The sequence below is a fragment of the Streptomyces sp. NPDC104367 genome, from assembly GCF_055583825.1.
Genome location: NZ_JBVJND010000001.1, coordinates 555,464 through 577,005 on the forward strand (window position 1 = coordinate 555,464; position 21,542 = coordinate 577,005).

Annotated in this window: 18 protein-coding genes; 2 read left to right on the top strand and 16 right to left on the bottom strand. The window is 71.4% G+C overall.

All coding sequences use genetic code 11. The features are described from left to right. Positions 1–113: 113 nt before the first annotated feature. The 6 genes from ACZ619_RS02450 to fusA form a co-directional block, all read right to left on the bottom strand. Positions 114–1,988, bottom strand: a complete 1,875-nt coding sequence (locus ACZ619_RS02450; RefSeq protein WP_469593138.1) for a discoidin domain-containing protein — start codon at positions 1,986–1,988, stop codon at positions 114–116. A gap of 182 nt (positions 1,989–2,170) precedes the next feature. Beyond that, entirely contained in the window at positions 2,171–3,529 is a 1,359-nt protein-coding gene (locus tag ACZ619_RS02455) for a GH1 family beta-glucosidase (protein WP_469593140.1), read from the bottom strand. A gap of 26 nt (positions 3,530–3,555) precedes the next feature. Continuing rightward, a complete protein-coding gene (locus ACZ619_RS02460) occupies positions 3,556–4,419 on the bottom strand; it encodes a carbohydrate ABC transporter permease (protein WP_469593142.1) in 864 nt (287 codons plus the stop codon). Further along, the gene (locus ACZ619_RS02465) at positions 4,412–5,404 is read right to left on the bottom strand and encodes a carbohydrate ABC transporter permease (RefSeq protein WP_469593144.1); all 993 of its coding nucleotides are present in this window, start codon (positions 5,402–5,404) and stop codon (positions 4,412–4,414) included. Before ACZ619_RS02465 ends, ACZ619_RS02460 begins: the two co-directional genes overlap by 8 nt. Positions 5,405–5,409: 5 nt before the next feature. Further along, positions 5,410–6,726, bottom strand: coding sequence for an ABC transporter substrate-binding protein (locus ACZ619_RS02470; RefSeq protein ID WP_469593145.1), 1,317 nt, complete (start codon positions 6,724–6,726; stop codon positions 5,410–5,412). A gap of 372 nt (positions 6,727–7,098) precedes the next feature. Then, on the bottom strand, positions 7,099–9,252 hold the full coding sequence (fusA, locus tag ACZ619_RS02475) for an elongation factor G (protein WP_469593147.1): 2,154 nt from the start codon (positions 9,250–9,252) through the stop codon (positions 7,099–7,101). A 998-nt stretch (positions 9,253–10,250) separates the two neighbouring features. On the opposite strand from fusA, the gene ACZ619_RS02480 reads away from it, so the two are divergent. Next, the gene (locus ACZ619_RS02480; protein ID WP_469593149.1) at positions 10,251–11,429 is read left to right on the top strand and encodes an MFS transporter; all 1,179 of its coding nucleotides are present in this window, start codon (positions 10,251–10,253) and stop codon (positions 11,427–11,429) included. A 480-nt stretch (positions 11,430–11,909) separates the two neighbouring features. On the opposite strand, the gene ACZ619_RS02485 is transcribed toward ACZ619_RS02480, so the two are convergent. The 9 genes from ACZ619_RS02485 to ACZ619_RS02525 form a co-directional block, all read right to left on the bottom strand. Then, positions 11,910–13,169, bottom strand: coding sequence for an ABC transporter permease (locus ACZ619_RS02485; RefSeq protein WP_469593151.1), 1,260 nt, complete (start codon positions 13,167–13,169; stop codon positions 11,910–11,912). Beyond that, positions 13,166–13,885: an ABC transporter ATP-binding protein gene (locus ACZ619_RS02490; RefSeq protein ID WP_469593153.1), complete on the bottom strand. Its 720-nt coding sequence runs from the start codon at positions 13,883–13,885 to the stop codon at positions 13,166–13,168. Before ACZ619_RS02490 ends, ACZ619_RS02485 begins: the two co-directional genes overlap by 4 nt. After that, the gene (locus ACZ619_RS02495; RefSeq protein ID WP_469593155.1) at positions 13,882–15,168 is read right to left on the bottom strand and encodes a peptidoglycan-binding protein; all 1,287 of its coding nucleotides are present in this window, start codon (positions 15,166–15,168) and stop codon (positions 13,882–13,884) included. Before ACZ619_RS02495 ends, ACZ619_RS02490 begins: the two co-directional genes overlap by 4 nt. Continuing rightward, on the bottom strand, positions 15,165–15,554 hold the full coding sequence (locus ACZ619_RS02500; RefSeq protein ID WP_469593157.1) for a hypothetical protein: 390 nt from the start codon (positions 15,552–15,554) through the stop codon (positions 15,165–15,167). Before ACZ619_RS02500 ends, ACZ619_RS02495 begins: the two co-directional genes overlap by 4 nt. A gap of 217 nt (positions 15,555–15,771) precedes the next feature. Then, a complete protein-coding gene (locus tag ACZ619_RS02505; RefSeq protein WP_469593159.1) occupies positions 15,772–16,146 on the bottom strand; it encodes a hypothetical protein in 375 nt (124 codons plus the stop codon). Between the two features lie 545 nt (positions 16,147–16,691). After that, complete coding sequence (locus tag ACZ619_RS02510) at positions 16,692–18,017, bottom strand: sensor histidine kinase (protein WP_469593161.1); 1,326 nt, start codon at positions 18,015–18,017, stop codon at positions 16,692–16,694. Between the two features lie 2 nt (positions 18,018–18,019). After that, positions 18,020–18,673: a response regulator transcription factor gene (locus tag ACZ619_RS02515; RefSeq protein WP_469593163.1), complete on the bottom strand. Its 654-nt coding sequence runs from the start codon at positions 18,671–18,673 to the stop codon at positions 18,020–18,022. Positions 18,674–18,812: 139 nt separating this feature from the next. Continuing rightward, positions 18,813–19,466, bottom strand: coding sequence for a response regulator transcription factor (locus ACZ619_RS02520; RefSeq protein WP_469593165.1), 654 nt, complete (start codon positions 19,464–19,466; stop codon positions 18,813–18,815). Between the two features lie 212 nt (positions 19,467–19,678). After that, complete coding sequence (locus ACZ619_RS02525) at positions 19,679–20,284, bottom strand: class I SAM-dependent methyltransferase (protein WP_469593167.1); 606 nt, start codon at positions 20,282–20,284, stop codon at positions 19,679–19,681. A gap of 170 nt (positions 20,285–20,454) precedes the next feature. Here ACZ619_RS02525 and ACZ619_RS02530 point away from each other — a divergent pair, with 170 nt between their 5' ends. After that, the gene (locus tag ACZ619_RS02530; RefSeq protein WP_469593169.1) at positions 20,455–20,952 is read left to right on the top strand and encodes a transposase; all 498 of its coding nucleotides are present in this window, start codon (positions 20,455–20,457) and stop codon (positions 20,950–20,952) included. Here the strand turns inward: ACZ619_RS02530 and ACZ619_RS02535 are convergent. Beyond that, positions 20,870–21,400 carry a hypothetical protein gene (locus ACZ619_RS02535; RefSeq protein ID WP_469593276.1) on the bottom strand — a complete coding sequence of 177 codons (531 nt, stop codon included), beginning with the start codon at positions 21,398–21,400 and terminating at the stop codon, positions 20,870–20,872. The two genes, ACZ619_RS02530 and ACZ619_RS02535, sit on opposite strands and share 83 nt — an antisense overlap. Positions 21,401–21,542 lie beyond the last annotated feature (142 nt).

Sequence of the window (21,542 nt, forward strand, 5' to 3'; positions counted from 1 at the left end):
GCGCGCGTCTCGTCCTGGGCGGGCGGAGAGGGCGGGGCCCGTCGGGCGGGGCGAGTGTCCCGCCCGGCGGGGTCCGGCGTGCCGGAGGGTCGGCTGGGGTGTCTGCGTCCGTCTCAGCGCTTCTGTTCCACCCGCACCCAGTCCACCTCGGCCTGCACTCCCCCGGCCGCGATCTTGTCCACGCTGGACTGGGGCAGGCCCCAGTAGGGGGTGGTGACCTGGTTCCAGCCGGCGGGGTAGGCGCCACCGAGGGCGAGGTTGAGGATGACGTACTGGTTGTGGTCGTAGACCCACTGGCCGCGGGTCGACTCCAGGACGTTGCGGGTGGTCTCCTGGACCAGGGTGTCGTCGACGTAGAAGCGCATGGCCGTCGGCGTCCACTCGACGGCGTAGGTGTGCCACTGGTCGACCGTGCCGCCGCCGGGGAAGGTCTGGCGGGCGCCGATGTTGCCGTCGGCCGAGTAGCCGGGGCCGTGCAGCGCGGTGCTGGTCCAGGTCGGGTAGCCGATGTTCTCCATGATGTCGGTCTCGCCGGCTGCGGGCCAGGAGACGGACGGGTTGTCGACGTTGCTGCCGAGCAGCCAGAAGGCGGGCCAGTAGCCGTCGCCGACCGGGAGCTTCATCCGGGCGCTGACCTTGCCGTACGTGAAGTCGAAGTGGGTGTTGGTGTCGATGCGGCCGGAGGTGAAGTCGTAGGTGCCGCCGCCCGCCTGGGTGCAGCCCTTGCAGTACTTCGCCTTCAGGATCAGCTCGCCGTCCCGGGTCTGGATGTTGTCCGTGGAGTCGACGTACGCCTGTGACTCGCCGTTGACCGGGCCCGTCTCGGCGCCGGTGCGCACCACCCGCCACTTGGAGCGGTCGAGGGAGGAGCCGGTGAAGTCGTCGAAGAACGTGGTCTGGTAGGTGCCGGACTGGTCGCCGGGGAGGGCGGGGTAGGCGGCCGCGGCGCTGCCGCCGGTGCCCCAGACCTGGAACTCGTAGAGGGAGTAGCCGAACTGGGCCGTGTACGGGGCCGGGTTGTAGAAGCTGCGGCGCTCCTTGCCGAGCATGCGGACGTAGCGGCCGGTCGCCGGGAAGGGGAGGGTGACGGTGTCGTGCAGGCCCGAGGCGTCCGAGGGCGACTGCACGTTCGCCCGGCGGGCGGCGATGTCGGCGGCCGAAGGCTCGTACACCGTGCCCCAGTTGACGTTGTCGTCGGAGACCTGGAGCAGGTAGTCGACGGCGAACGCCGACTCCCAGTAGAGGTCGACGGAGGAGATGGTGGAGGTGGCGCCGAGGTCGACCGAGATCCAGCGGTCGGCGTTCCAGTCGCTCGACCAGCGGGTGGAGTCGCTCTTCAGGTCGGCCGGCCAGCCGCCGTCGGTGGCGAAGGCCGGTGAGTTGCCCGCGTGCTGGTAGTAGTCGGAGTACGCCGGGTGGTTCAGGGCGAGGTTGGTGACGGTCGAGGAGGCCGGGGCCGTTTCACCGCCGTAGACCTTGAAGTTCCAGAGCGAGTAGCCGTAGGGCGTGGCGCGCTGGATGCCGCGCATGCGGACGTAGCGGCCGGTGACCTCCTGCGGGTAGGTGTGCGCGGTGACCGAGCCGCCGGTGCCTGCGGTCTCGGTGTAGAAGGGTGTCCAGTCGGTGCCGTTCTTCGAGGCCTCCAGGACGTATTTCCTGCCGTACGCGGCCTCCCAGTCCAGGACGACCCGGTCGATGCGGATCGTGCTGCCGAGGTCGATCCGGATCCAGGCGTCGTCGGCGAAGTCGCTGGACCAGCGGGTCGCGCCGTTGCCGTCGAAGGCCAGGGCGGGGGTGGTGCCGGCGTTCTCGTAGCCGGAGGCGGTGACGGCGGCCGGGTTCGCGGCGTAGGCGGTGCCCGCGCGGTCGGTGTCCCAGGCGACGGCGGCAGCGGCGGACGCCGGTGCCGCCAGGGCCGTGACGCCCGAGCCGAGCAGGGCGGCCGTCGCGAGGGCGGCGAGGAGGGCGCGGGGAATACGGGAGCGCATGCGGGTCTCCTGAGCGTCGGCGGTACTTGCATATGTATGACATGGGCATGACAGATAGGCCCATGACAGATCAAGCTCTGTGCCTGGTTCAGGTGCTTGTGCCTGTTGCTCGTACGCATGACGGTCGGGTGAGCGGTGGGCGCGGAACTCCCCTGGGCCGCGCCCACCGCGGTCGTGCCGGGTCAGGCCGCCCTGCGGACCTGTCCCCGGTGGTCGCGGATGATGTCCGCGTACCGGCGGCCACTGCCCTTGATCGTGCGGACCTGGGTGCCGTAGTCGACGTGGACGAGACCGAAGCGCTTGTCGTAGCCGTACGCCCACTCGAAGTTGTCCAGGAGCGACCAGGCGAAGTACCCCGCCAGCGGGGCGCCCTTGCGGGCCGCCGAGGCGCAGGCGGCGAGGTGGGTGACCAGGTAGTCCTGGCGCTCGGGGTCGTCGATCGTGCCGTCGGGGCGGACGGTGTCCGGGTAGGCGGAGCCGTTCTCGGTGACGTAGAGCCTGCGGGCGCCGTACTCGTCGGTGAGGCGCAGCAGCAGGGTCTCGATGCCGCTCGCGTCGATCTCCCAGTCCATGCCGGTGCGCGGGACGCCGGGGCGGCGGACCGGGCGGGCGTAGGGCGCGGGGCCCGAGGGGTCGTCCTCGATGTACGCCGGGAAGTAGTAGTTGAGGCCCAGCCAGTCGAGCGGGGTGGCGATGGTCTCCAGGTCGCCGGGGCGTTCGGGGAGTTCGACGCCGTACGTGTCGACCATGTCGTCCGGGAAGCCGCGGCCGTGCACCGGGTCGAGCCACCAGCGGTTGACGTGTCCGTCGTGGCGGCGGGCGGCGGCCGCGTCCTCGGGGCGGTCGGTGGCGGGGAACACGGTGGAGAGGTTGTTGACGAGGCCGACCTCGGCGCCGGGCGCGGCGGCGCGGATCGCCCGGGCGGCCAGGCCGTGGCCGAGGAGCAGGTGGTAGGAGGCGCGGACGGCGGCCGTGAGGTCGGTCAGGCCGGGGGCCATCGTGCCCTCCAGGTGGCCGATCCAGGCCGAGCAGGAGGGCTCGTTGAGGGTGGTCCAGTGGTGGACGCGGTCACCGAGGCGCTCGGCCACGACGGCGGCGTACGCGGCGAAGTGCTCGGCGGTGTCCCGTTCGGGCCAGCCGCCCCGGTCCTGGAGCGCCTGCGGCAGGTCCCAGTGGTAGAGGGTGACGGAGGGCGTGATGCCGGCCGCCAGCAGGGCGTCGGTCAACTCGTCGTAGAAGTCGAGGCCCTTGGCATTGGCCGGGCCGTCGCCGCCGAACCGCACGCGCGGCCAGGCGACGGACAACCGGTAGGCGTTGGTGCCGAGTTGCCGCATCAGACCGATGTCCTCGCGCCAGCGGTGGTAGTGGTCGCAGGCGACGTCGCCGTTGTCGTCGCCCGCGATCCTCCCCGGGGTGTGCGAGAAGGTGTCCCAGATGGAGGGTGAGCGGCCGTCCTCGGCGACGGCTCCCTCGATCTGGTACGCCGCTGTGGCCGTGCCCCACAGGAAGTCGTGCGGGAGTGCGGCGAGGTCGATGGTCACGTGGGTCCCTTCGGAACGGGGTGGGTTCACTTGACGGCGCCCGCCGTCAGTCCGGCGACGAGATAGCGCTGGAGGAGCAGGAAGCCGGCCACCACGGGGACGCTCACCACCAGCGAGGCGGCCATGATCTGGTTCCAGTACACGTCGTTGAGCGTGGAGTAGCCCTGGAGGCCGACGGCGAGGGTGCGGGTGGTGTCGTTGGTCATGACGGAGGCGAACAGGACCTCGCCCCAGGCGGTCATGAAGGCGTAGACGGCGACCGCGACGATGCCGGGGATCGCGGCCGGCACGACGATCCGGAACAGCGCGCCGAGCGGGCCGCAGCCGTCCACCAGCGCGGCCTCGTCCAAGTCCCTTGGTACCGAGTCGAGATACCCGATCAGCATCCAGATCGAGAACGGCAGCGAGAACGTCAGGTAGGTGAGGATCAGCCCGCCGCGCGAGCCGAACAGGGCGACGCCGGTGGCGTTGCCGATGTTGACGTAGAGGAGGAACAGCGGGAGCAGGAAGAGGATGCCCGGGAACATCTGGGTGGACAGCACGGTGACCGTGAAGACGCGCTTGCCGCGGAAGTCGTAGCGGCTGACCGCGTAGGCGGCGAACACCGCGACCACGACCGAGCAGACGGTCGCCGAGACCGCCACGATCAGCGAGTTCACGAAGTACCTCGCCAGCGGGACCGTCGACCAGATGTCGATGTACGGGCGGACGGTCAGCCCGCTCGGCAGCCAGCGGAACTTGCCGGTGACGTCCGCGAGGGGCTTGAGCGAGCTGGAGACCATCACGTACACGGGGACCAGCACGAACCCGGTGAGCAGCGTGAGGAAGATCCGCCGGGACCAGAGGAAGGAGCGCGGCGGGGCCGTCGGCGAGCCGGACGGGCTAGACATCGGCGGTCCTCCGTCCGCGCGAGGTGACGGCCAGGTATCCGCCGGTCACCACCAGCAGGAAAAGCAGCAGGAGCACGGACATGGCCGAGCCGGTGCCGAAGTTCCAGGTGACGAAGGAGGCCTGGTAGATGTGGACCGAGATGAGGTCCGCGGCCTCGGGGGCGGACCTGCCGAACAGGACGTAGGGCGTGTTGAAGTCGTTGAACGTCCACAGGAACAGGACCAGGACCAGCACCTGGTTGACCGGGCGCAGCGACGGCAGGGTGATGCGGCGGATCTGCTGCCACAGGCCGGCGCCGTCCAGCGCGGCCGCCTCGTACAGTTCCCGCGGGATGTTCTGGAGTCCGGCCGTCACGATCAGGAAGGCGAACGGCCAGCCCTTCCACACCGACACGACGAGCAGCGCCCAGAAGCTGTTGTCGCCGATGAGCCAGAAGGACGGCTTGTCGGTGAGGTGCAGCTGGTCGTGCAGGACGTGGTTCACCAGGCCGTTGTCGTGCTGGAACATGAACACCCAGGTGATGACGGCCGCGTAGACCGGAAGCGCGTACGGGACGAGGAACAGGGCGCGCAGCAGGCCGCGGCCCCGGAAGGTGTCCTGCATGAAGACCGCCGCCGCGGTGCCGATCAGCCAGCACAGGCCGACCGAGAGCAGGGTGAAGGCGACGGTGACGAAGAAGGAGTGCAGCAGGGCCTCGCCGACCGGCGCGTCGAAGTCGACGGACATCCTGTAGTTGTCGAGCCCGGACCAGGGGGCGGTGCCCCAGTCGCGGATGTAGAACTGGGTGAGTTCCTTGAAGCTCATCACGACGCCGATGACCATCGGCACGAGATGGACGAGGAGTTCGAGCAGCAGGGCGGGCAGGAGCAGCAGGTACGGCAGTCCGGTCCGGCGGATCCGCCCGGGGCGGCGGCCCGAGCCGCCCGCCGCCCCGGGGGAGTTCGCACGCACCGGCTCGCGCACGGCGGTGGTGGTGGTCGTCATCGTGTTCAGGCCGCCGGCATCTGCTGCTGGGCCTTCTCCAGTTCGGCCTTCACGGAGTCGGTGGTGACGGCGCGTCCGGCGGCCGCCTCGGCGAACAGGTTCTTCACGGCCGTGCCGACGGTCGTCTCGAACTGGGACTCCGAGGCCACCTGGGGCAGGGCGGCGGCGCTGGTGGCGAGGGTGTTCTTCAGGACGGAGTTGGCGGGCGTGTTGAACGCCGCGTCCTCCTGGGCGGTCTTGACCGGCGGGATGGAGCTGTAGGCCGTGTTCAGGATCTTCTGCTCGTCGTCGCCGGTCATGAACTTCACGAACTCGGTGGCGCCGTCCAGGTTCTTGGTGTTCTTGAAGACGGCGAGGTTGATGCCGGCGACCATCGAGTTGACCTGGGCGCCGGTGCCGGGGGTGCCGGACTGCACGGGCACCGGCGCGATGCCGTAGTCGCTGTCGCTCATGCCCTGCGACGTGAGGTTGGCGGACGCCGACTGCCACAGCAGCATCGCCTGCTTGCCCTTGGCGAAGTCGCTCACCGACTGGTTCTGCGCGTACTCGGCGTCGCCGGACGGGATGACCTTGTCCTTGGCCATCAGGTCGACGTACTGCTTGACCGCGGCGACGATCTTGTCGTTGGTGAAGTCCGGTTTGCCGTCGGAGGTGAAGAAATCGGCGCCGTGCTGCTTGGCGAAGACGAAGGCGTGGTGGATGTTCTCCGAGACGTTGCCGCCCTCGGCGCCGAGCACCGACTTGCCCTTCGCCGATATCTTCCTGCCGTCGGCGATCAACTCGGCCCAGGTGGCCGGGGGCTGGGAGATGCCCGCGTCGGCGAAGATCTTCTTGTTGTAGTAGAGCGCGTACGCCATCGAGTACAGCGGTACGGCCGCCGGGTCCTTGCCCTCGGCGCCGGTGGAGCCGAGCGCGGAGTCGACGAAGCGGTCCTTGCCGCCGATCTTGGCGAGGTTCTTGGCGTCCCAGGGCAGCAGCGCGCCGGTCGCCTGGAGCGAGGCGCTCCAGGTGTTGCCGATGTTGAGCACGTCGGGGCCCTGGCCCGACGTGGTCGCGGTCAGGATCCGGTTGAGCAGGTCCGACCAGGGCACGACCTCCAGCTTGACCTTGATGCCGGTCTGCTTCTGGAACTTGTCGAGCTCCGGCTGGAGCACCTTCTTGTCGGCCTCGATGCTGGCGCCCTGGTTCGAGGCCCAGTAGGTGAGCGTCTTCGGGGAGTCGTTGGACCCGCCTCCGGTGGACGAACCGCCACCGCAGGCCGTGGCCGCGAGGGCGAGGGACATGGAGACGGCGCCTACGGCCGCGGCTCGGATGCTGCGCATGGCTCCAGCTGTGCCTTTCCGGGAGTCGGGAACCCCGAGAGGACGTTCGGCTCCCGACGCCCCTCACGGCTTAATTTAGGACGTGAGTTAATCCGCGCAAGCCACGCACGTCAAGAGATCCCGCAGCAACGGTTGGGTTTCGGCGGGGCGTTGCGGAGGCGGACGGGGGCAGGCCGGGGCGGAGGCCGTCGAGGCCGGGGGCGAGGCGGAAGCCGGGGCCGTCGGGGCCAGGGGCGAGGCGGAAGCCGGGGCCGTCGGGCCGGGGCCGAGGCGGAGCCGGGGCCGTCGGGCCGGGGCCGAGGCCGGGCCAGTCGGGGCCGGGGAGGCGCCTCCCCGGCCCCGACTGGTTTCACGGGACGGCAGCCGTCACCGTCACCGGACGGCAGCCGACGCCGATGCCGGTCCCGGGGCTGATCCCGAGACCGGGGCCGATCCCGGGGCCGGGGCCGATCCCGGGGCCGGGGCCGATCCCGGGGCCGGGGCGTAGCCGGTCGGGCGGGTGGTGAAGGTGCCTCGGCCCTGGGTGCGGCCGCGCAACCGGGTCGCGTAGCCGAACAGTTCGGCCAGCGGCACGGTCGCGGTCAGCACCGCCGCCCCGCCCCGGGTCCCGGAGCCGGCGATCCGGCCGCGCCGGGCCGCCAGGTCGCCGAGGACCGCGCCCACCGCGTCCTCGGGCACGGTGACCGTGACCTCGGCGACCGGCTCCAGCAGCACCGGCGTACAGGCCCGCAGGGCTTCTCGGAGCCCGAGCCGGCCCGCCGCGCGGAACGCCGTGTCCGAGGAGTCCCGCACATGCGTCGAGCCGTCGGTCAGGGTGACCCGGACCCCGGTGACCGGGTGCCCGCCGAGCGGCCCCTCGGCGAGGGCCTCCCGGCAGCCGGCCTCGACCGCGCGGACGTACTCCTGCGGCACCCGGCCACCGGTGACGGTCGAGCGGAACTCGAAGCCCGTGGCGCCGGGTTCGGGCCCGAGCGGTGCCACGTCCAGCACGACATGCGCGAACTGCCCGGCGCCGCCGGTCTGGTGGACGTACCGGTGGACCAGGCCGGTGACCCCGGTGGTCACGGTCTCCCGGAGGGCGACGCGCGGCCGGCCCACCGCGGCCTCGGGGCCGCCGTCCCGGCGGATCTTCTCCACCGCGACCTCCAGGTGCAGTTCACCCGACCCGGACAGCACGGTCTGCCCGGTCTCGGCGTCGGTGCGCACCACCAGCGACGGGTCCTCCTCGGCGAGCCGGGCCAGTGCCCGGGCCAGCCGGCCGGTGTCACCGGCGCGGCGGGCCTCGACGGCGACCGACACCACCGGCTCCGCGACCGCAGGCGGTTCCAGTAGCAGCGGGGCGTCCGGGGCGCACAGCGTGGAGCCGGCGCGGGCCGACTTCAGCCCGACGACGGCGACGATGTCACCGGCCACCGCCCGGTCCAGGGGTTCGTGCCGGCCGGCCATGACACGCAGGACGCGGGCGACGCGTTCGGTGCGCCGGGTCGACGGGTCCCACACGGTGTCCCCCTTCTCGATCGTGCCGGAGTAGACGCGGACATGGGTCAGACGGCCGGCGGCGGTGGCCGTCACCTTGAACGCCAGCGCCGCGAGCGGCCCTTCGGGGTCGGCGCTCCGCCGTACCTCGGCGCCCCGGTGGGTGCCGCGGACGGCGGGCACGTCGAGCGGCGAGGGCAGATAGGCGACGACCGCGTCCAGCAGCGGTTCGATGCCCCGGTCGCGGTAGGCGGAGCCGCACAGCACGACGACGCCGTCCCCGCTGCGGGTGAGATCGCGCAGGGCGGTGACCAGCGTGCCGGTGGTGAGACGGCCGGACGGCGCGCAGAACTCCTCCAGCGCGGCCGGGTGCAGCGCGGCCACCGCCTCCTCCAGCGCGCGCCGCCGCCGCTCCGCCTCCGGGCGCAGTTCGCCGGGCACCGGCACCTCGGTCGCCGTACCGCCGCCGTCGGCCCGGACCAGCGCGCGCATGCGCACCAGGTCGACGACGCCCGTGAAGCCGTCCTCGGTGCCGATGGGCAGTTGGACGACGAGCGGGGCCGGGTGCAGCCGGGCGCGGATCGACTCCACGGCCCGGTCGAGGTCGGCGCCCGCGCGGTCCAGCTTGTTGACGAAGGCGATCCTGGGGACGCCGTGCCGGTCGGCCTGCCGCCACACCGACTCGCTCTGCGGTTCGACGCCGGCGACCGCGTCGAACACGGCGACGGCGCCATCGAGGACCCGCAGGGAGCGTTCGACCTCGTCGGCGAAGTCGACGTGGCCGGGGGTGTCGATGAGGTTGACGCGATGGCCGTCCCAGACGCAGCTGACGGCCGCGGCGAAGATGGTGATGCCGCGGTCGCGTTCCTGCGGGTCGAAATCGGTGACCGTGGTGCCGTCGTGGACCTCGCCGCGTTTGTGGATGGTTCCGGTGGCGAAGAGGATGCGTTCGGTGACGGTGGTCTTTCCGGCGTCGACGTGGGCGAGGATGCCCAGGTTGCGAACGGCGGCGAGGGGGTTGACGGAGTTCGGGCGGAGTTCGGCGCGCATGGCCGATGCCTTTCGAATGCGGCGGCTCCCCGGGGGGCCCGGGAATGGACAGCGCAATTTCCCGTGCGGCGAGTTCACCGGATCACGACTGACGGCACGTCAGCGTTTTGGCATATGCCGGGAGTTGGTGAACGGTCCGGACATCACGGGTTCCGGTACCGGCCGCGCGGCGGGCACCGGAGAGACGGGGACACGAGGATCACCTCGGAGCGGGAACGGGGCGAGAGGACAACGACGCGGTCACGCACGGCCCCTCTCCCCTCAATTCGTCCGAACTCGTCACGACAGCACACCGCCCGGAGCGTTCCACGGCTACGGTGCGTGATTCCGCAGCGAGTGTAGGCAGTGGCCACGGGGTACGGCACCAGGTTTTCCGTCCGGCGGGCACACCCTTCCCGGAGATGCCGGTTCGTTCCTTTTCTCCACCCCCCGGAGAATGGGAACCGTCGTTGTCCCGACATTTTCCGGTCATTCATCCGACCGGCACCGATAACTCCGCCCACCCGGAAGGCGCTGTCCGGTCCGACGACCGGGGGCGGCGCGCTTCACCGGCCGAGATCGCCGCAACTCCAGCGATTGGCCGAAAACCACGCTTTACGACTCCCAGTCGGACATCGGGACGCCCATCCGGCCCACCAAAGCCGTCACTACGGGAAAGGACGCCCGGAACGCCCCGGATGCACATCATCCCGGGTGGAGTGCGGCACACGCCTTCTCCGACCGGGGCAGCCGGAGTTGGTGTGGAACATGTGTGGACTTTCGGTGAAGTGCTGCTCATGGCCGAGAAATTAGGATCCCGCACCCGGTTCCGGCGGGACACGCAAAGGCCGGACAGTGGTCTCTCACAGTGGCCGGACGACGCTCTACCACTCAGGGAACAGGCCTAATCTGATGCGCGAGCAGGGGGGAATGGAACTCGCGAGCGGACGGATTGGACTGGATTGGACACGGAAAAGACGCGGAGAGCGCCGTTCGCCGCGCTGCGCCGCGGAACCGCGATGCCGGTCGCCGCGCAGGTGCTCATCGCGGGAACGCTGTTCTCCCGTCTCGGCGACACACTCGCCTCCCTGGGGCTGGTGCTGCACGCGGCGGACCGGAACATCGGCTTCGGGGTGTCCGAGGTCATGCTCGCCGAACTCATCCCCACGGTGCTCGCGGCACCGGTGATCGGTGCCGTGGTGGACCGGTTCAGCACCCGGGCGGTGTGCCTGAGCGCGCTGCTGGTCCAGTCGCTGTCCCTGGGCGCGGCCGCCACGGTCGGCGGCTTCCATCTGAAGGTGGCGTTCATCGCGCTGTCGGCGCTGGCCGGTGTGGCCTCGGTGGCCGCCGGGTTCAAGATGCTGCCCGCCGTCTCCGGCGAACAGCACACCGGCCGGGCGAACAGCCTGCTGACGGCGGGCCTGTCCGTCGCCGGACTGGCCGGACCGCCACTGGCCGGCTTCCTCAACTCCCTGTGGGGCACCCGCGCGCTGCTCGCCACCGACGCGCTCTCCTTCCTGGTGCTCGCGGGCTGCACCATGCTGGCGGTGCCGCCCACCGCGGACGTGGCCGTCCGCCGCCGTCCGGCCACCAGGCTCTCGGACGGCTACCGGGCGCTGCGCGACGCGCCGGTGGTGGGCGCGCTGATGCCGGCGCTGGCCGCGGCGATGCTGGCCACCAGCATCGAGAGCGTCGCCGGCGTCTACTACCTGCGGGGCGTGGCCGACGGCAACGACACCGTCTTCGGCCTCTTCCTGGCCTCCTGGGCCCTGGGCGCGATCCCCGGCGCACTGCTCGGCGGCCGGGCCGGCTGGTCCGACCGGCACACCCTGCTGATCGTCGGCGGAGTCATGGGGATATCGCTGGCGCTGATCCTCGCCGGTCTGCTCCCGGTCGTCGGGGTGATCTTCCCGCTGTTCCTGCTCGGCGGCTTCGGCAACGGCGCGTGCAACGTCGGGCTGCGCAACGCGGTGCACTCGAACGTGCCGGCCGACGTGCACGGCAGTGCCTGGGCCTGCTTCCAGGCGCTGTCCCGCAGCTGCATCGGTCTCGGCTACCTGCTGGGCACCCCGAACGGCCTGGTCTCCAGCCGGGGCCAGGTGATCGTCTCCGGCATCATCCCGCTGGTCGCGATGGTGTGGGCGGCCCTGGTCACCCTCCGCCGCGGCGGATCCGTCGTACCGGAGTCCTCCGGCTGAGCGACCGACCGGCTGGTCGGAAAGTAGCGGGCGGGTCCGGGCCGGTCATACGGGGGTGCGCGCGAGGTGGCCGAGGAGCACCGCGTTCACCGCCTCGGGCCGCTCCGTGGGCGAGTCTGCGGAGGTGGCCGGGTTCGCGGCGGAGCGGGAAGCCGACCAGGGAGACGGCGCCGGAACTGAGGCTCTTCAGGTCGACGCCGGCGCCGAAGACCCGCCTGCCGCGGTGGCGGAGGTGGGTCATCTCGCCGCCGCGCGCCAGGCCGGTCCGGACCCCGGGGTCGAGCAGGGCGAGGGCGACGGCGGTCTCCATGTCCTCGCCCTGCCGCCCGTCCTCGGCGTTCAGGCGGTCGCCCCGGCACAGCGTCAGCCGGGCGACCCCGTCGCGGCGTTCGAGCCGTACCGACTCCGTCTCCAGTACGCCCGTGCGCTACCGGCGGGGTGGGTCGGGGGCGCCGCTGTCCAACCCCGAGGTCGGACCGGTCAGTTGGTCGCGATGGCCTCCGTAGGGGGGAGCCGGGCCGCTCGGACCGCGGGACAGAAACCGGCCAGCCCCCCGATGACGAGGGTGGCGGCCAGGCCGCCGGCCATGGCCCACAGCGGGACCAGCACGGCCCACCCCTGGTAGGTGGCGTACCCGCCGGTGACCCCGATGCCCAGCAGCACCCCGCCCACACCGCCGAGTCCGGACAGCAGCAGCGCCTCGGCGAGGAACTGGATGCTGATCTGGCCGCGGGTGGCACCGAGCGAGCGGCGCAGCCCGATCTCCGAGCGGCGTTCGAGCACCGAGATGACCATGGTGTTGGCCACCCCGACGCCCCCGACCAGCAGCGCGACCCCGCCCAGTCCCACCAGCAGCCCGCTCAGCGCGTTGTCGGTGGCGTGCTTGGCGGCCAGTGCGTCGGAGGGACGGGAGACCTTGACCTCGTTCGGGTCCTGCGGGGAGACCGTGGCGCCCAGCACCCCGTGCAGCTTCTCGACGTCCGCGTCCTGGGCGCGGGTGTAGACCGTCGTCGGGTATCCGTCGAAGGACAGCTCCCGCTCCGCCGCCGGCCAGCCCACGAACGCCTGCGTGTCAAGGGCGGGCAGCAGCTGGTTGGACGCCAGGACGCCGACCACGGTGAACCAGTGGTTGCCGATCCACACCTGGACGTCCGCACCGGCCCGGTGGATGCCCAGGCTCCGGGCCGTCTCCGCGCCCAGCACCACCACCGGGTAGCGGCTGTTGGCGGCGTTGAGCCAGCGGCCGTCCACGATCTTCCCGCCGATGGAACCGAGCAGGTCGGTGCGGGCCGCGCTGACCGAGAGGCCGCCGGACTCCACCGACGGAATGCGGTCGCTGCGGTAGATCTGCGCGTCCGTGGTGCCCAGCGCGGAGACCGAGATCACCTCGGGCCGGTTCGCGATCATCGCGACGGAGTCCTTGGACAGATGCGCGGTCCCGCCGTTCATGGTGGTTCCGGGAGCGACCGTGAGCAGGTTGGTGCCGAGTGCGGCCAGCTGTCTGTTCAGGTCGTTCGCCGACGAGGTGGAGATGCCCACCACGCCGATCATCGCGGCGATGCCGATCGCGATGCCCAGGGCGGACAGGAAGACCCGCACGGGCCGCGAGCGCAGCCCCGAACCGCCCACGCGGGCCACGTCGGCCAGGCTCAGCCGGGCCGCCCGGGGCCGCGGCGGAGGGGGCAGGTCGGCCCAGGGCCGGGCCTGTCCGGTCGAGTCCAGCGGATGCGCGGTGCTCATCGTCCCACCCCCACGGGCGGCGGCATCCGGGGCTGCGTCGTCGCCGAGTCACGCTCGATACGGCCGTCCCGGACCCTGACCTCGCGCGGCAGGGAGGCCGCGATGTCCCGGTCGTGGGTGATGACGATCACCGTCGTCCCGGCCTCGTGCAGTTCGTGGAGCAGCTCCATCACCACCGTCCCCGAGCGGGAGTCCAGGGCGCCGGTCGGCTCGTCGGCCAGCAGCAGCGGCGGGTCGCCGACCACCGCGCGGGCGATCGCGGCACGCTGCTTCTCACCGCCGGAGAGCTGTTGCGGCTCGTGGAAGAGCCGGTGTCCCAGGCCCACCCGGCGCAGCGTCTCCTCGGCGATCTCCCGCCGCCCTCGGCGCGGCCGCCCGCTGTACAGCAGGCCGTCCGCCACGCTGTCGAGGGCCGGGACGCCGGACGCGAGGTGGAACTGCTGGAACACGAAGCCGATGGTGCCGGCGCGCAGTGCGGACAGTTCGCGGTCGTTCAGGGAGTCCACCCGGTGACCGGCGATCGACACCGTCCCGGCGGATGGCCGGTCCAGGGTGCCCATGATGTGCAGCATGGTGGACTTGCCGGAGCCGGACGGGCCGACGACCGCGAGCATCTCGCCGCGGTGGACCACCAGGTCCGCCGCGACCAGCGCGGCGACGTCCCCGTAGGACTTGCTGACCCCGGACAGCTCGATCACCGGGTAGGCGACGGTCACTGCGGAACCCCCACGACCGTGCCCTCGGTGATGCCGGCGCCGGAGACCTCGACCATGCCGTTGCCGAACATGCCGAGCTTCACGTCCCGGTACTCCGTCTTCGAGCCGGTGACCACCTCGACCGCGTATCCGCCGCGGGGCAGCGCGAACAGGGCGTTGATCGGCACGGCCGGCACGTTCTCGCGGGTCTCGGCCGCGAACTCGACGCTGACGGAGGCGGCCTGGTAGGAGCCGAGCTTCGCGGCGTCCTCGACGGTCAGTTCCACCGGGACGGTGGCGTTCGAGGAGGACGCGGCGTCGGAGGAGTCCTGCGGGGAGTTGCCCGAGCCGGCCGTGTCGCTCGACGACGTCGGGGTGCCGATCTCTGTCACCACCGCGTCCACCGTGGTGTTGTCCGGCAGGGTGACCGTCGACCTGCCGCCCTTCTTCGCCAACTCCGCGTACTGCACCGGAAGATCGACGGAGATGACCCGGTCGGTACCGGTCCAGGTGAGCACGTCGCCGGCCAGGGCGTTGCCCATGGCGAGCTCCGCCCTGGCGACCCGGCGCGCGCCGGAGGCCACCACGGCGTCGCCGACCCCGACCTCGCCGTTCTGCGAACGGCCCAGCTTCCGTTGCCACTTGCGTACGGCCGCGGCCGTGTTCGCGTCGAAGGAGTCGTCGACGGTGAAGCCCGAGTAGCCGAGCGGCCGGAGGTTCTTCTCCAGCATCGCGACATCGCGGCCGGTACTGCCGTCCCGCAGCGTCCGGTACAGCGGCACCGAGCCGTACAGCAGCGGCACCGACTCGTCGTCGACCTTGTAGACCGGCCGGCCCCGGGTGATGGTGTCGCCGTCCGAGGGCATCCAGGTGACGATCCCGGCGGAGGCCGCGGCGCCGCCCTGTGCCGCGCCCGACGAGGACGAGGGGGCCTGGACGGCCGAGCCCGCGCCGAAGCCGAGCTGCCCGTCCATGGTCTGGGAGCTGGTCAGCGTCGTCCGCCGCACCGTGGCCGTGGCCGGCGGCCCGGCCGGTGCTGCGGCCCCGCTGTCGCCGTCCCCGCCGCCGAACGCGCCCGAGGCGGCGACCGCCGCGGTCACGGCCACCACCACCGCGACCGCGGCGACCACCAGCATGCGCATCCGGCGGCGGCCGCCCGCGGGCCGCGCCGTGGCCACAGCACCGCCGTCCCTGTCAAGGGTGGCCAGTTCTCCCGCCGCGGGCCCCGTGCTCTCGTCGTCGGCGGCGCTGACGGCGCCTCCGGCCGGCGTCCGTTCGACGGTCCTCTCCTGCTGATCGGTCACTTCAGCGCCTGCACGATCATCAGGTTGCCGCCGGGACGGATGCTGTAGCAGGCCTGCGTGGCCTTGGTGAACTTCGGGTCGTCGCGGCTGGTGATGCCGGCCGCCTGGGCGGAGACGATGATCGTGGCGCCCTGGACCGTCGGGTCCGGGAAGTCGGGCATGCCGTGCGAACGGATGCACTTCGCCCAGGGCGCGACCTTCGTCGCGTCGAAGGACTTCGTCCCGGCGGCGTCGCTGTCACTCTGGAACAGCTTGGACTGGCAGGCGGACTGGGCCGACTGGAATGTCGACGAGTTCCGGTCGATGCCGTCGGGAACACCCAACTGCACCGCGCCCTGCCCGTCCACCTTCGGGTCCGGATAGTTCGTGACACCGTGCTCGCGCATGCATTTCGAATAGGCCAGGGCCGAAGTCGCGGCCCCACTCAGCGAATTCGACGAGGGAGAACTCTGACCGTCGGCGGACACGTCGGCCGAGTCGGAACCCGACGAGCAGCCGGCGAGAAGTGTTCCGGCCGTCACCAGGGACAGGACTGCCACCAGGGGCCCGGCCATTCGCTTCCGTTGATTGTTCGGCATACCACCAGTTCTACGGGGGCCCCGGTCACACGGCGGTTGCAGCGAGCACCCCGCGGAACCGCTCAGCCGCTCCGGTCCTGCGCCGTACTCCCCCGCGTCTCCTGCGGCACCAGCACGATGGCGCCGGCCGGACGGCGGACGGCGGCCGCGCGCAGCGCCGGCAGCGCCCTAACCGATGCTCCAGCATGTCGAGGCGGTGCGCGACGATCCGCTCCATCGCCGGCTCCAGCCGCCGCATCGGCCGCACGGTGAACATGGGGGCCGCCAGCCGCCGCAGCCGCCCGTGGTCCGGCGGATCCATGTGCGGCAGGCTCCCCTGGTGCTGTTCCAGCCCGCGACCGGGCTCGGGCGGCGGCACGTTGGAGAACCGCTCGACGTCCCCGAGGATCTCCCACGCCACCTCGCGCCCGGTCGCGATCCAGCCGGGCCGTCCCCCGGGAGCTCGAAGACCTGGGTCATACGGGTTCTGCCTTTCTGACGCGGGGCGGAGTCGACGTGGGGGCGGGGAGGCTTCGGAGGCGGGACCGAAGAGGGCCCGGGACCGCTGCTCGGCCGACGTGGCGGGCGTGACGGACGGCGCGACTGGGCGACTGGGCGACTGGGCGACTGGGCGACTGGGCGACTGGGCGACCAGCATCTCCGCCCCATCCGAAGCCGCGTCCGGAGTCCGCACAGCCCACTCACGGAAACGGTCCAGTGCCGCGTCGGGCCGGGGCGTATTCCGCTTCCGCTCGGGTTCCGGGCTTTCCGTGCCCTCACTCAGGGGGAAAGTGCGGCCCAGGCAAGGAGCTTTCGCCGGGAAAGCCCCTGGAACTGGAATCGACCCGTCGCGGGCGTGGTCAGGTGAAACGTCGTCAAATACCGGATCGTTCAACGGTCGTTCTTCATGACCCGATCAGACAGAAGAATACCCAGGGGAATGGGGCGTCCGACTCCGCGTTCTGGTCACTTGGACGCGGTGGCGGCGTGCGGCTGCGCCGGCCGGCTTTCGAAGGGGTCCGTGCCCTTGGCAAGAAGGGGGAAGGAGACCTCGACGACGAGTCCGCCGCCGGTGCGGGCGTGGGCGGTGAGGCGGGCGTCGTGGGCCGCGGCGATGGCGCGGACGATCGACAGGCCGAGGCCGTGGTGGCCGTCGCCCGCGGTGCGGTGCATGCGCTGGAACGGCTCGAAGAGCTGGTCGACGCGGTCCTTCGGGACCTCGGGGCCTGTGTTGGCGACCGTGAGGACGGCCAGGCGGTCGTGCCGTCGTACGGTGATGTGCACGGTGCCGTCGGGAACGTTGTAGTAGGCGGCGTTGTGGACGAGGTTGGCGACGAGCCGTTCCAGGAGCCCGGTGTCGCCGGCGACCTGTGCGGGCTCCGTGCGGTCCTCGATCCGTACGCCGTGGCGTTGGGTCTCGGGCAGTTGGGTGAGCAGTACGGACTCGGTGACGTCGGCGAGGTCGACGGGTTCGGTCCGGTCCGTGCCGCGCTCGCTCACGGCGAGTGTGAGGAGGGATTCGAGCAGGGCTCCCTGGTGGGTGCTGATCCGCAGCAGGCGTTCGAAGTTCTCGCGGAACGCGTCGACGGTGGCGTCGCGGTCGAGCAGGGATTCCTCCAGGAGGGCGCGTTCCACGGTGAGCGGGGTGCGTAGTTCGTGGGCCGCGTTGGCGACGAAGCGTTTGTGGGACTCCAGGGCCGCTTCGAGGCGTTCGAGGAGTCCGTCCACGCTGTCGGCGAGTTCGCTGACCTCGTCGCGGGGGCCTGCGACGGCGAGGCGTTCGTGGACGTTGCTGGCGGAGATGCGGCAGATGCCGGCGGTGAGGGTGCGCATGGGCCGGAGCACGCGTCGGGCCAGGAGCCAGCTCAGTACGACGGAGATCGCCGCCATGATGGCGAGTGCGATCCCGGACTGCACGAGGAGTTCGTGCATCTGGGCGTTGTGCATCTCGTCGCTCTGCCTGCGCAGTTGGTCGTTCAGCCATTCGGTGACGTCCGTCGGGGAGCCGTTGCCGGGGCCGGGTCCTGGCTGGATGTGGGTCTCCGGTTGCGAGCCGTCCTGCTGCGGTGCCACGTGGAAGGCGATGACGGTCTTGTGGGCGGGGCGGTTGACGAGGAGGTAGGTGATGCCGAGCAGGACGGCGCCGGAGGTGATGAAGAGCAGGCCGAAGAGCAGGGCGAAGCGGACCCGGACCCGGCGGGGCAGGAGGCGGCGGATCAGGGCGCGGCCTCTGGTGACGGCGGCGGAGCTGTGCAGGAGGGTGCGGGCGCGGGTCAGCGGGGTGGTGGCCATGGTCAGATCCGGTAGCCCTCTCCTGGCACGGTCTGGATCACGGAGCGGTCCACGAGTTTGGTCCGGAGCCGGTTGACCGTGGCTTTGACGGTGGTGGTGCCGGGGTCGGCCACCTCGTCCCACACCTTGGCGAGGAGTTCGTCGGTGGCCACGGTGCGGCCGCGGGCGCCGAGCAGGTACTCCAGGACCGCGAACTCTTTCGCAGTGAGGGGCAGTGGGAAACCTGCGTGGGTGGCGGTGCGGCGGGCCGGGTCGAGGCGCAGCGGGCCGTGCACGAGTGCGGACCGGCGGACCGGGTGGGCGCGGCGGCCGAGGGTGCGGGTGCGGGCGATGAGTTCGGCCCAGGCGAAGGGTTTGGCGAGGTAGTCGTCGGCGCCGAGGCCAAGGCCCTCGACCCGGTCGGTGATGGAGGCGGAGGCGGTGAGCATGAGGACCTTGGTGCGGACGCCGTCGGCGGCGAGTTCGGCGCAGACGTCGTCGCCGTGCACGTCGGGGAGGTCTCGGTCGAGGATGACGACGTCGTAGTCGACTTCGAGGATGAGGTCGAGGGCGGTCCTGCCGCCGTAGGCGGTGTCGACGGCCAGGCCCTCGCGGCGGAGGACTCTGGTGATCGAGTCGGCGAGCTCCGTGTGGTCCTCGACCACCAGTACTCTCATTGTTCCCCCTACGAACCGCGGGTCACCGAGGGCAGTGTCCACCATGCCGGGTCACATCCGGGTTACTCCGTTCTTCACAGGCCGGCGCACGGTCGTCCGCCTGGCGACGACGTCGTGTCGTGTGCCGCGGCGGCGCGGGTCAGATCCGGTAGCCGACGTGCGGCAGCGTCTCGATGACCGGTGGGTCCCCGAGTTTGCGGCGCAGTCGGCTCACGGTGACCTTGACGGTGTTGCTGAACGGGTCGGCGTCCCGGTCCCAGGCGCGTTCGAGCAGTTCCTCCGCCGAGACGGCGGCGCCGCCCGCGGCCAGCAGCAGCTCCAGCACGGCCATCTCCTTGGGTGACAGGTCGAGAGCTCGTCCGGCGCGCAGCGCGGTGCGCCGGGCGGGGTCGAGTTCGATGTCGCCGTGGGTGAGGACGGGCGGTACGGCGGGCTGGTCGCGTCTGTCGAGGGCCTGGACCCGGGCGATGAGCTCGGCGAAGGAGAAGGGTTTGGCGAGGTAGTCGTCGGCGCCGAGGCCGAGGCCCTCGACCCGGTCGGCGAGGGTGCCGGAGGCGGTGAGCATCAGGACGCGGGACGGGCAGCCCCGCTCGACCAGGGCTCGGCAGATGTCGTCGCCGTGCACGAGCGGCAGGTCGCGGTCGAGGACGACGACGTCGTACGTGCCGCTGGACGCCTGTTCCAGTCCCTGCGCGCCGTCGTAGGCGAGCTCGACGTCCATGGCGTGCCGGCGCAGCCCCCTGGCGACGCTCTCCGCGAGATCCCTGTGGTCCTCCACGATCAGTACGCGCATGCCTTCACCTTGGCAGCCGGCGGATCACACGGCGGTAACAGAGCCCGGAAGCGACCGGTTACGTCCGCTTCCAGGCCGACATGGCAAAGACCCCGACCCTGGGGTCGAGGTCTTTCGTTCTGTGTGTCCGAGGGGGAGTCGGCCGCTGACGGTACGGTCGTGGTCCCCCTGGCAGCCCGGCCGGCACGGTGATCGAGATGTCGGGCGAAGCCTTACCGATGGTGGACGCTGACGGCATAGCCGCCGCCTGTGTAAGGGACCGCGTCCCAGGAGGCGAAGCGGTCCACCGGGGTAAGGCCGGCCGCAACGCAGCACTCGTCGTACTCCGGCAGGGTGATGCCGGGCGGCACCGGCAGGTGGGCCTCGTCCAGGCCGAAGCCCGCGACCAGCAGACCGCCCGGACGCAGGGCCGCGGCCAGGCTCTTGACCACCGTGGCCTCAGTGCCCACAGCGAGCAGCGGGAGAACGTTGCCCGCAGCGACCACGAGATCGAAGTCCGCCGCGAGGCCGAGCGAGGCCGGGTCGAACTCGGCCAGGTCGACCTGGAGCCACGGCAGGCCCGGCGCCTGCCTCTGCGCCACCGCGAGCATCGAGGCATCAAGATCCACGCCGACGCAGTCGTACCCGAGTTCCGCAAGCCGGATCATGACCCGTCCGGTACCGCACCCGGCGTCCAGCACCCGCGCTCCGGCAGGCACCAGCGCCGAGCAGAACCGCGCCTCACCGTGCACGTCCTGCCCGCTGCGGGCCAGAGCCGCGAACCGTGCGGCGTAGTCCTGCCCGGACGTCCCCCCGGTCAACTCCTGCCAACGGCTCATGACACCAACTATAGGTCGACCGTGTGCCAGTGCATCCGACCAGGTCAGGCAGGGCCTCTCCCAGGCTCGCCACGATGTGCGTCAGGCCGGCGCCGACGAGAGGGCGCCTTCCGGTCGGACGGTGCGCGGCACCACTCGGGCAGGTGCTCCGGAGCACCTGCCCTTGTGGTGTGAGGCGGCTCGGCGACACCTTCACCTTCGGCTCACGGGGCTTCGACGCGGGCAAGAAGATCAACGGCCGCAAGCGGCACCTGCTCACCGACACGCTCGGACTTCTCCTGGCCGTGGTGGTCACACCGGCGTCCGTGACCGACCGGGACGGCGCCCGGGCACTTCTGCCGCAGGCAACGGGCCGCTTTCGGCGGCTGGCGCGGGTCCGGGCCGACGGCGGCTACACCGGCCCCCTCACCGACTGGACCGACCCGCACCTCGGACTCGTCCTCGACATCGTCCGCCGCAGCGAGGACGTCCGCGGCTTCCAGCCACTGCCCCGCCGCTGGGCCGTCGAACGGTCCTTCGCCTGGTTTCTGCGCAGCCGGCGCCTGGTCCGGTACTACGAACGACGCACCGACACGAGCGAAGCCGTCATCCGCCGGTCGATGACCGCCCTGATGAGCCGCCGCCTGGCCGCCCGATCTCGTCGGCCTGCAGTCCTGTCGGCAGGGTGAAGCTCCCGGGCTTCGTCTCCACCAGCCAGCCCCGTTCCACCAGCCTCTTCAACCGTGCTCTCACGCCCTCGACGCGTGAGGCGGAGGCGCTGTCCCAGCCGAGCACCACGGCCGCCCGCCGGGCACCCGGCCCGTCCTTCCCGGCCTCGGCCGCGGCGACCATCACCGCTTGGTAGTCCACCGACAGGTCCTCGACCCCGGCCGCGTTCCGGCGATGGGGCACCGCACGGCGCGGGCCCACCGGCTTCCTCGGCGACGGGCCAACGACCGTCCCGGCCGGCTGTTCCTCCTCGGCGAGCGCTTCCAGATACTGATCGAGGCCGATCGTCCGTAGCCTGAGAACCTCCTCGGTATCCGCCAAGTCCACCCGCACCGGCTCCAGTTCGGCTTCGAGTTCCTCCACCCGCAGAGCAGCGGTCGTCCGCCGTGTTTCCAGGACTGCCCGCATCGACGGCATCCGCCACCCCCAGGCCGACTCGATCAGCAACGAGTCAAGCCTCCCGCCACAGCCGCAATCTCATGCCTGACCACCGGGATCCGCACACGGCATTCGGAAACCGAACGAACGACCTCTCACCTGAGCCCCTCAC

Coding starts and splice junctions, on each gene's coding strand:
- ACZ619_RS02460 (WP_469593142.1), bottom strand. CDS start 4,419: ATGTCTAGCCCGTCCGGCTCGCCGACGGCCCCGCCGCGCTCCTTCCTC.
- ACZ619_RS02515 (WP_469593163.1), bottom strand. CDS start 18,673: ATGAGAGTACTGGTGGTCGAGGACCACACGGAGCTCGCCGACTCGATC.
- ACZ619_RS02480 (WP_469593149.1), top strand. CDS start 10,251: ATGCCGGTCGCCGCGCAGGTGCTCATCGCGGGAACGCTGTTCTCCCGT.
- ACZ619_RS02450 (WP_469593138.1), bottom strand. CDS start 1,988: ATGCGCTCCCGTATTCCCCGCGCCCTCCTCGCCGCCCTCGCGACGGCC.
- ACZ619_RS02470 (WP_469593145.1), bottom strand. CDS start 6,726: ATGCGCAGCATCCGAGCCGCGGCCGTAGGCGCCGTCTCCATGTCCCTC.
- ACZ619_RS02485 (WP_469593151.1), bottom strand. CDS start 13,169: ATGAGCACCGCGCATCCGCTGGACTCGACCGGACAGGCCCGGCCCTGG.
- ACZ619_RS02500 (WP_469593157.1), bottom strand. CDS start 15,554: ATGCGCGAGCACGGTGTCACGAACTATCCGGACCCGAAGGTGGACGGG.
- ACZ619_RS02525 (WP_469593167.1), bottom strand. CDS start 20,284: ATGAGCCGTTGGCAGGAGTTGACCGGGGGGACGTCCGGGCAGGACTAC.
- fusA (WP_469593147.1), bottom strand. CDS start 9,252: ATGCGCGCCGAACTCCGCCCGAACTCCGTCAACCCCCTCGCCGCCGTT.
- ACZ619_RS02520 (WP_469593165.1), bottom strand. CDS start 19,466: ATGCGCGTACTGATCGTGGAGGACCACAGGGATCTCGCGGAGAGCGTC.
- ACZ619_RS02535 (WP_469593276.1), bottom strand. CDS start 21,400: ATGCGGGCAGTCCTGGAAACACGGCGGACGACCGCTGCTCTGCGGGTG.
- ACZ619_RS02510 (WP_469593161.1), bottom strand. CDS start 18,017: ATGGCCACCACCCCGCTGACCCGCGCCCGCACCCTCCTGCACAGCTCC.
- ACZ619_RS02465 (WP_469593144.1), bottom strand. CDS start 5,404: ATGACGACCACCACCACCGCCGTGCGCGAGCCGGTGCGTGCGAACTCC.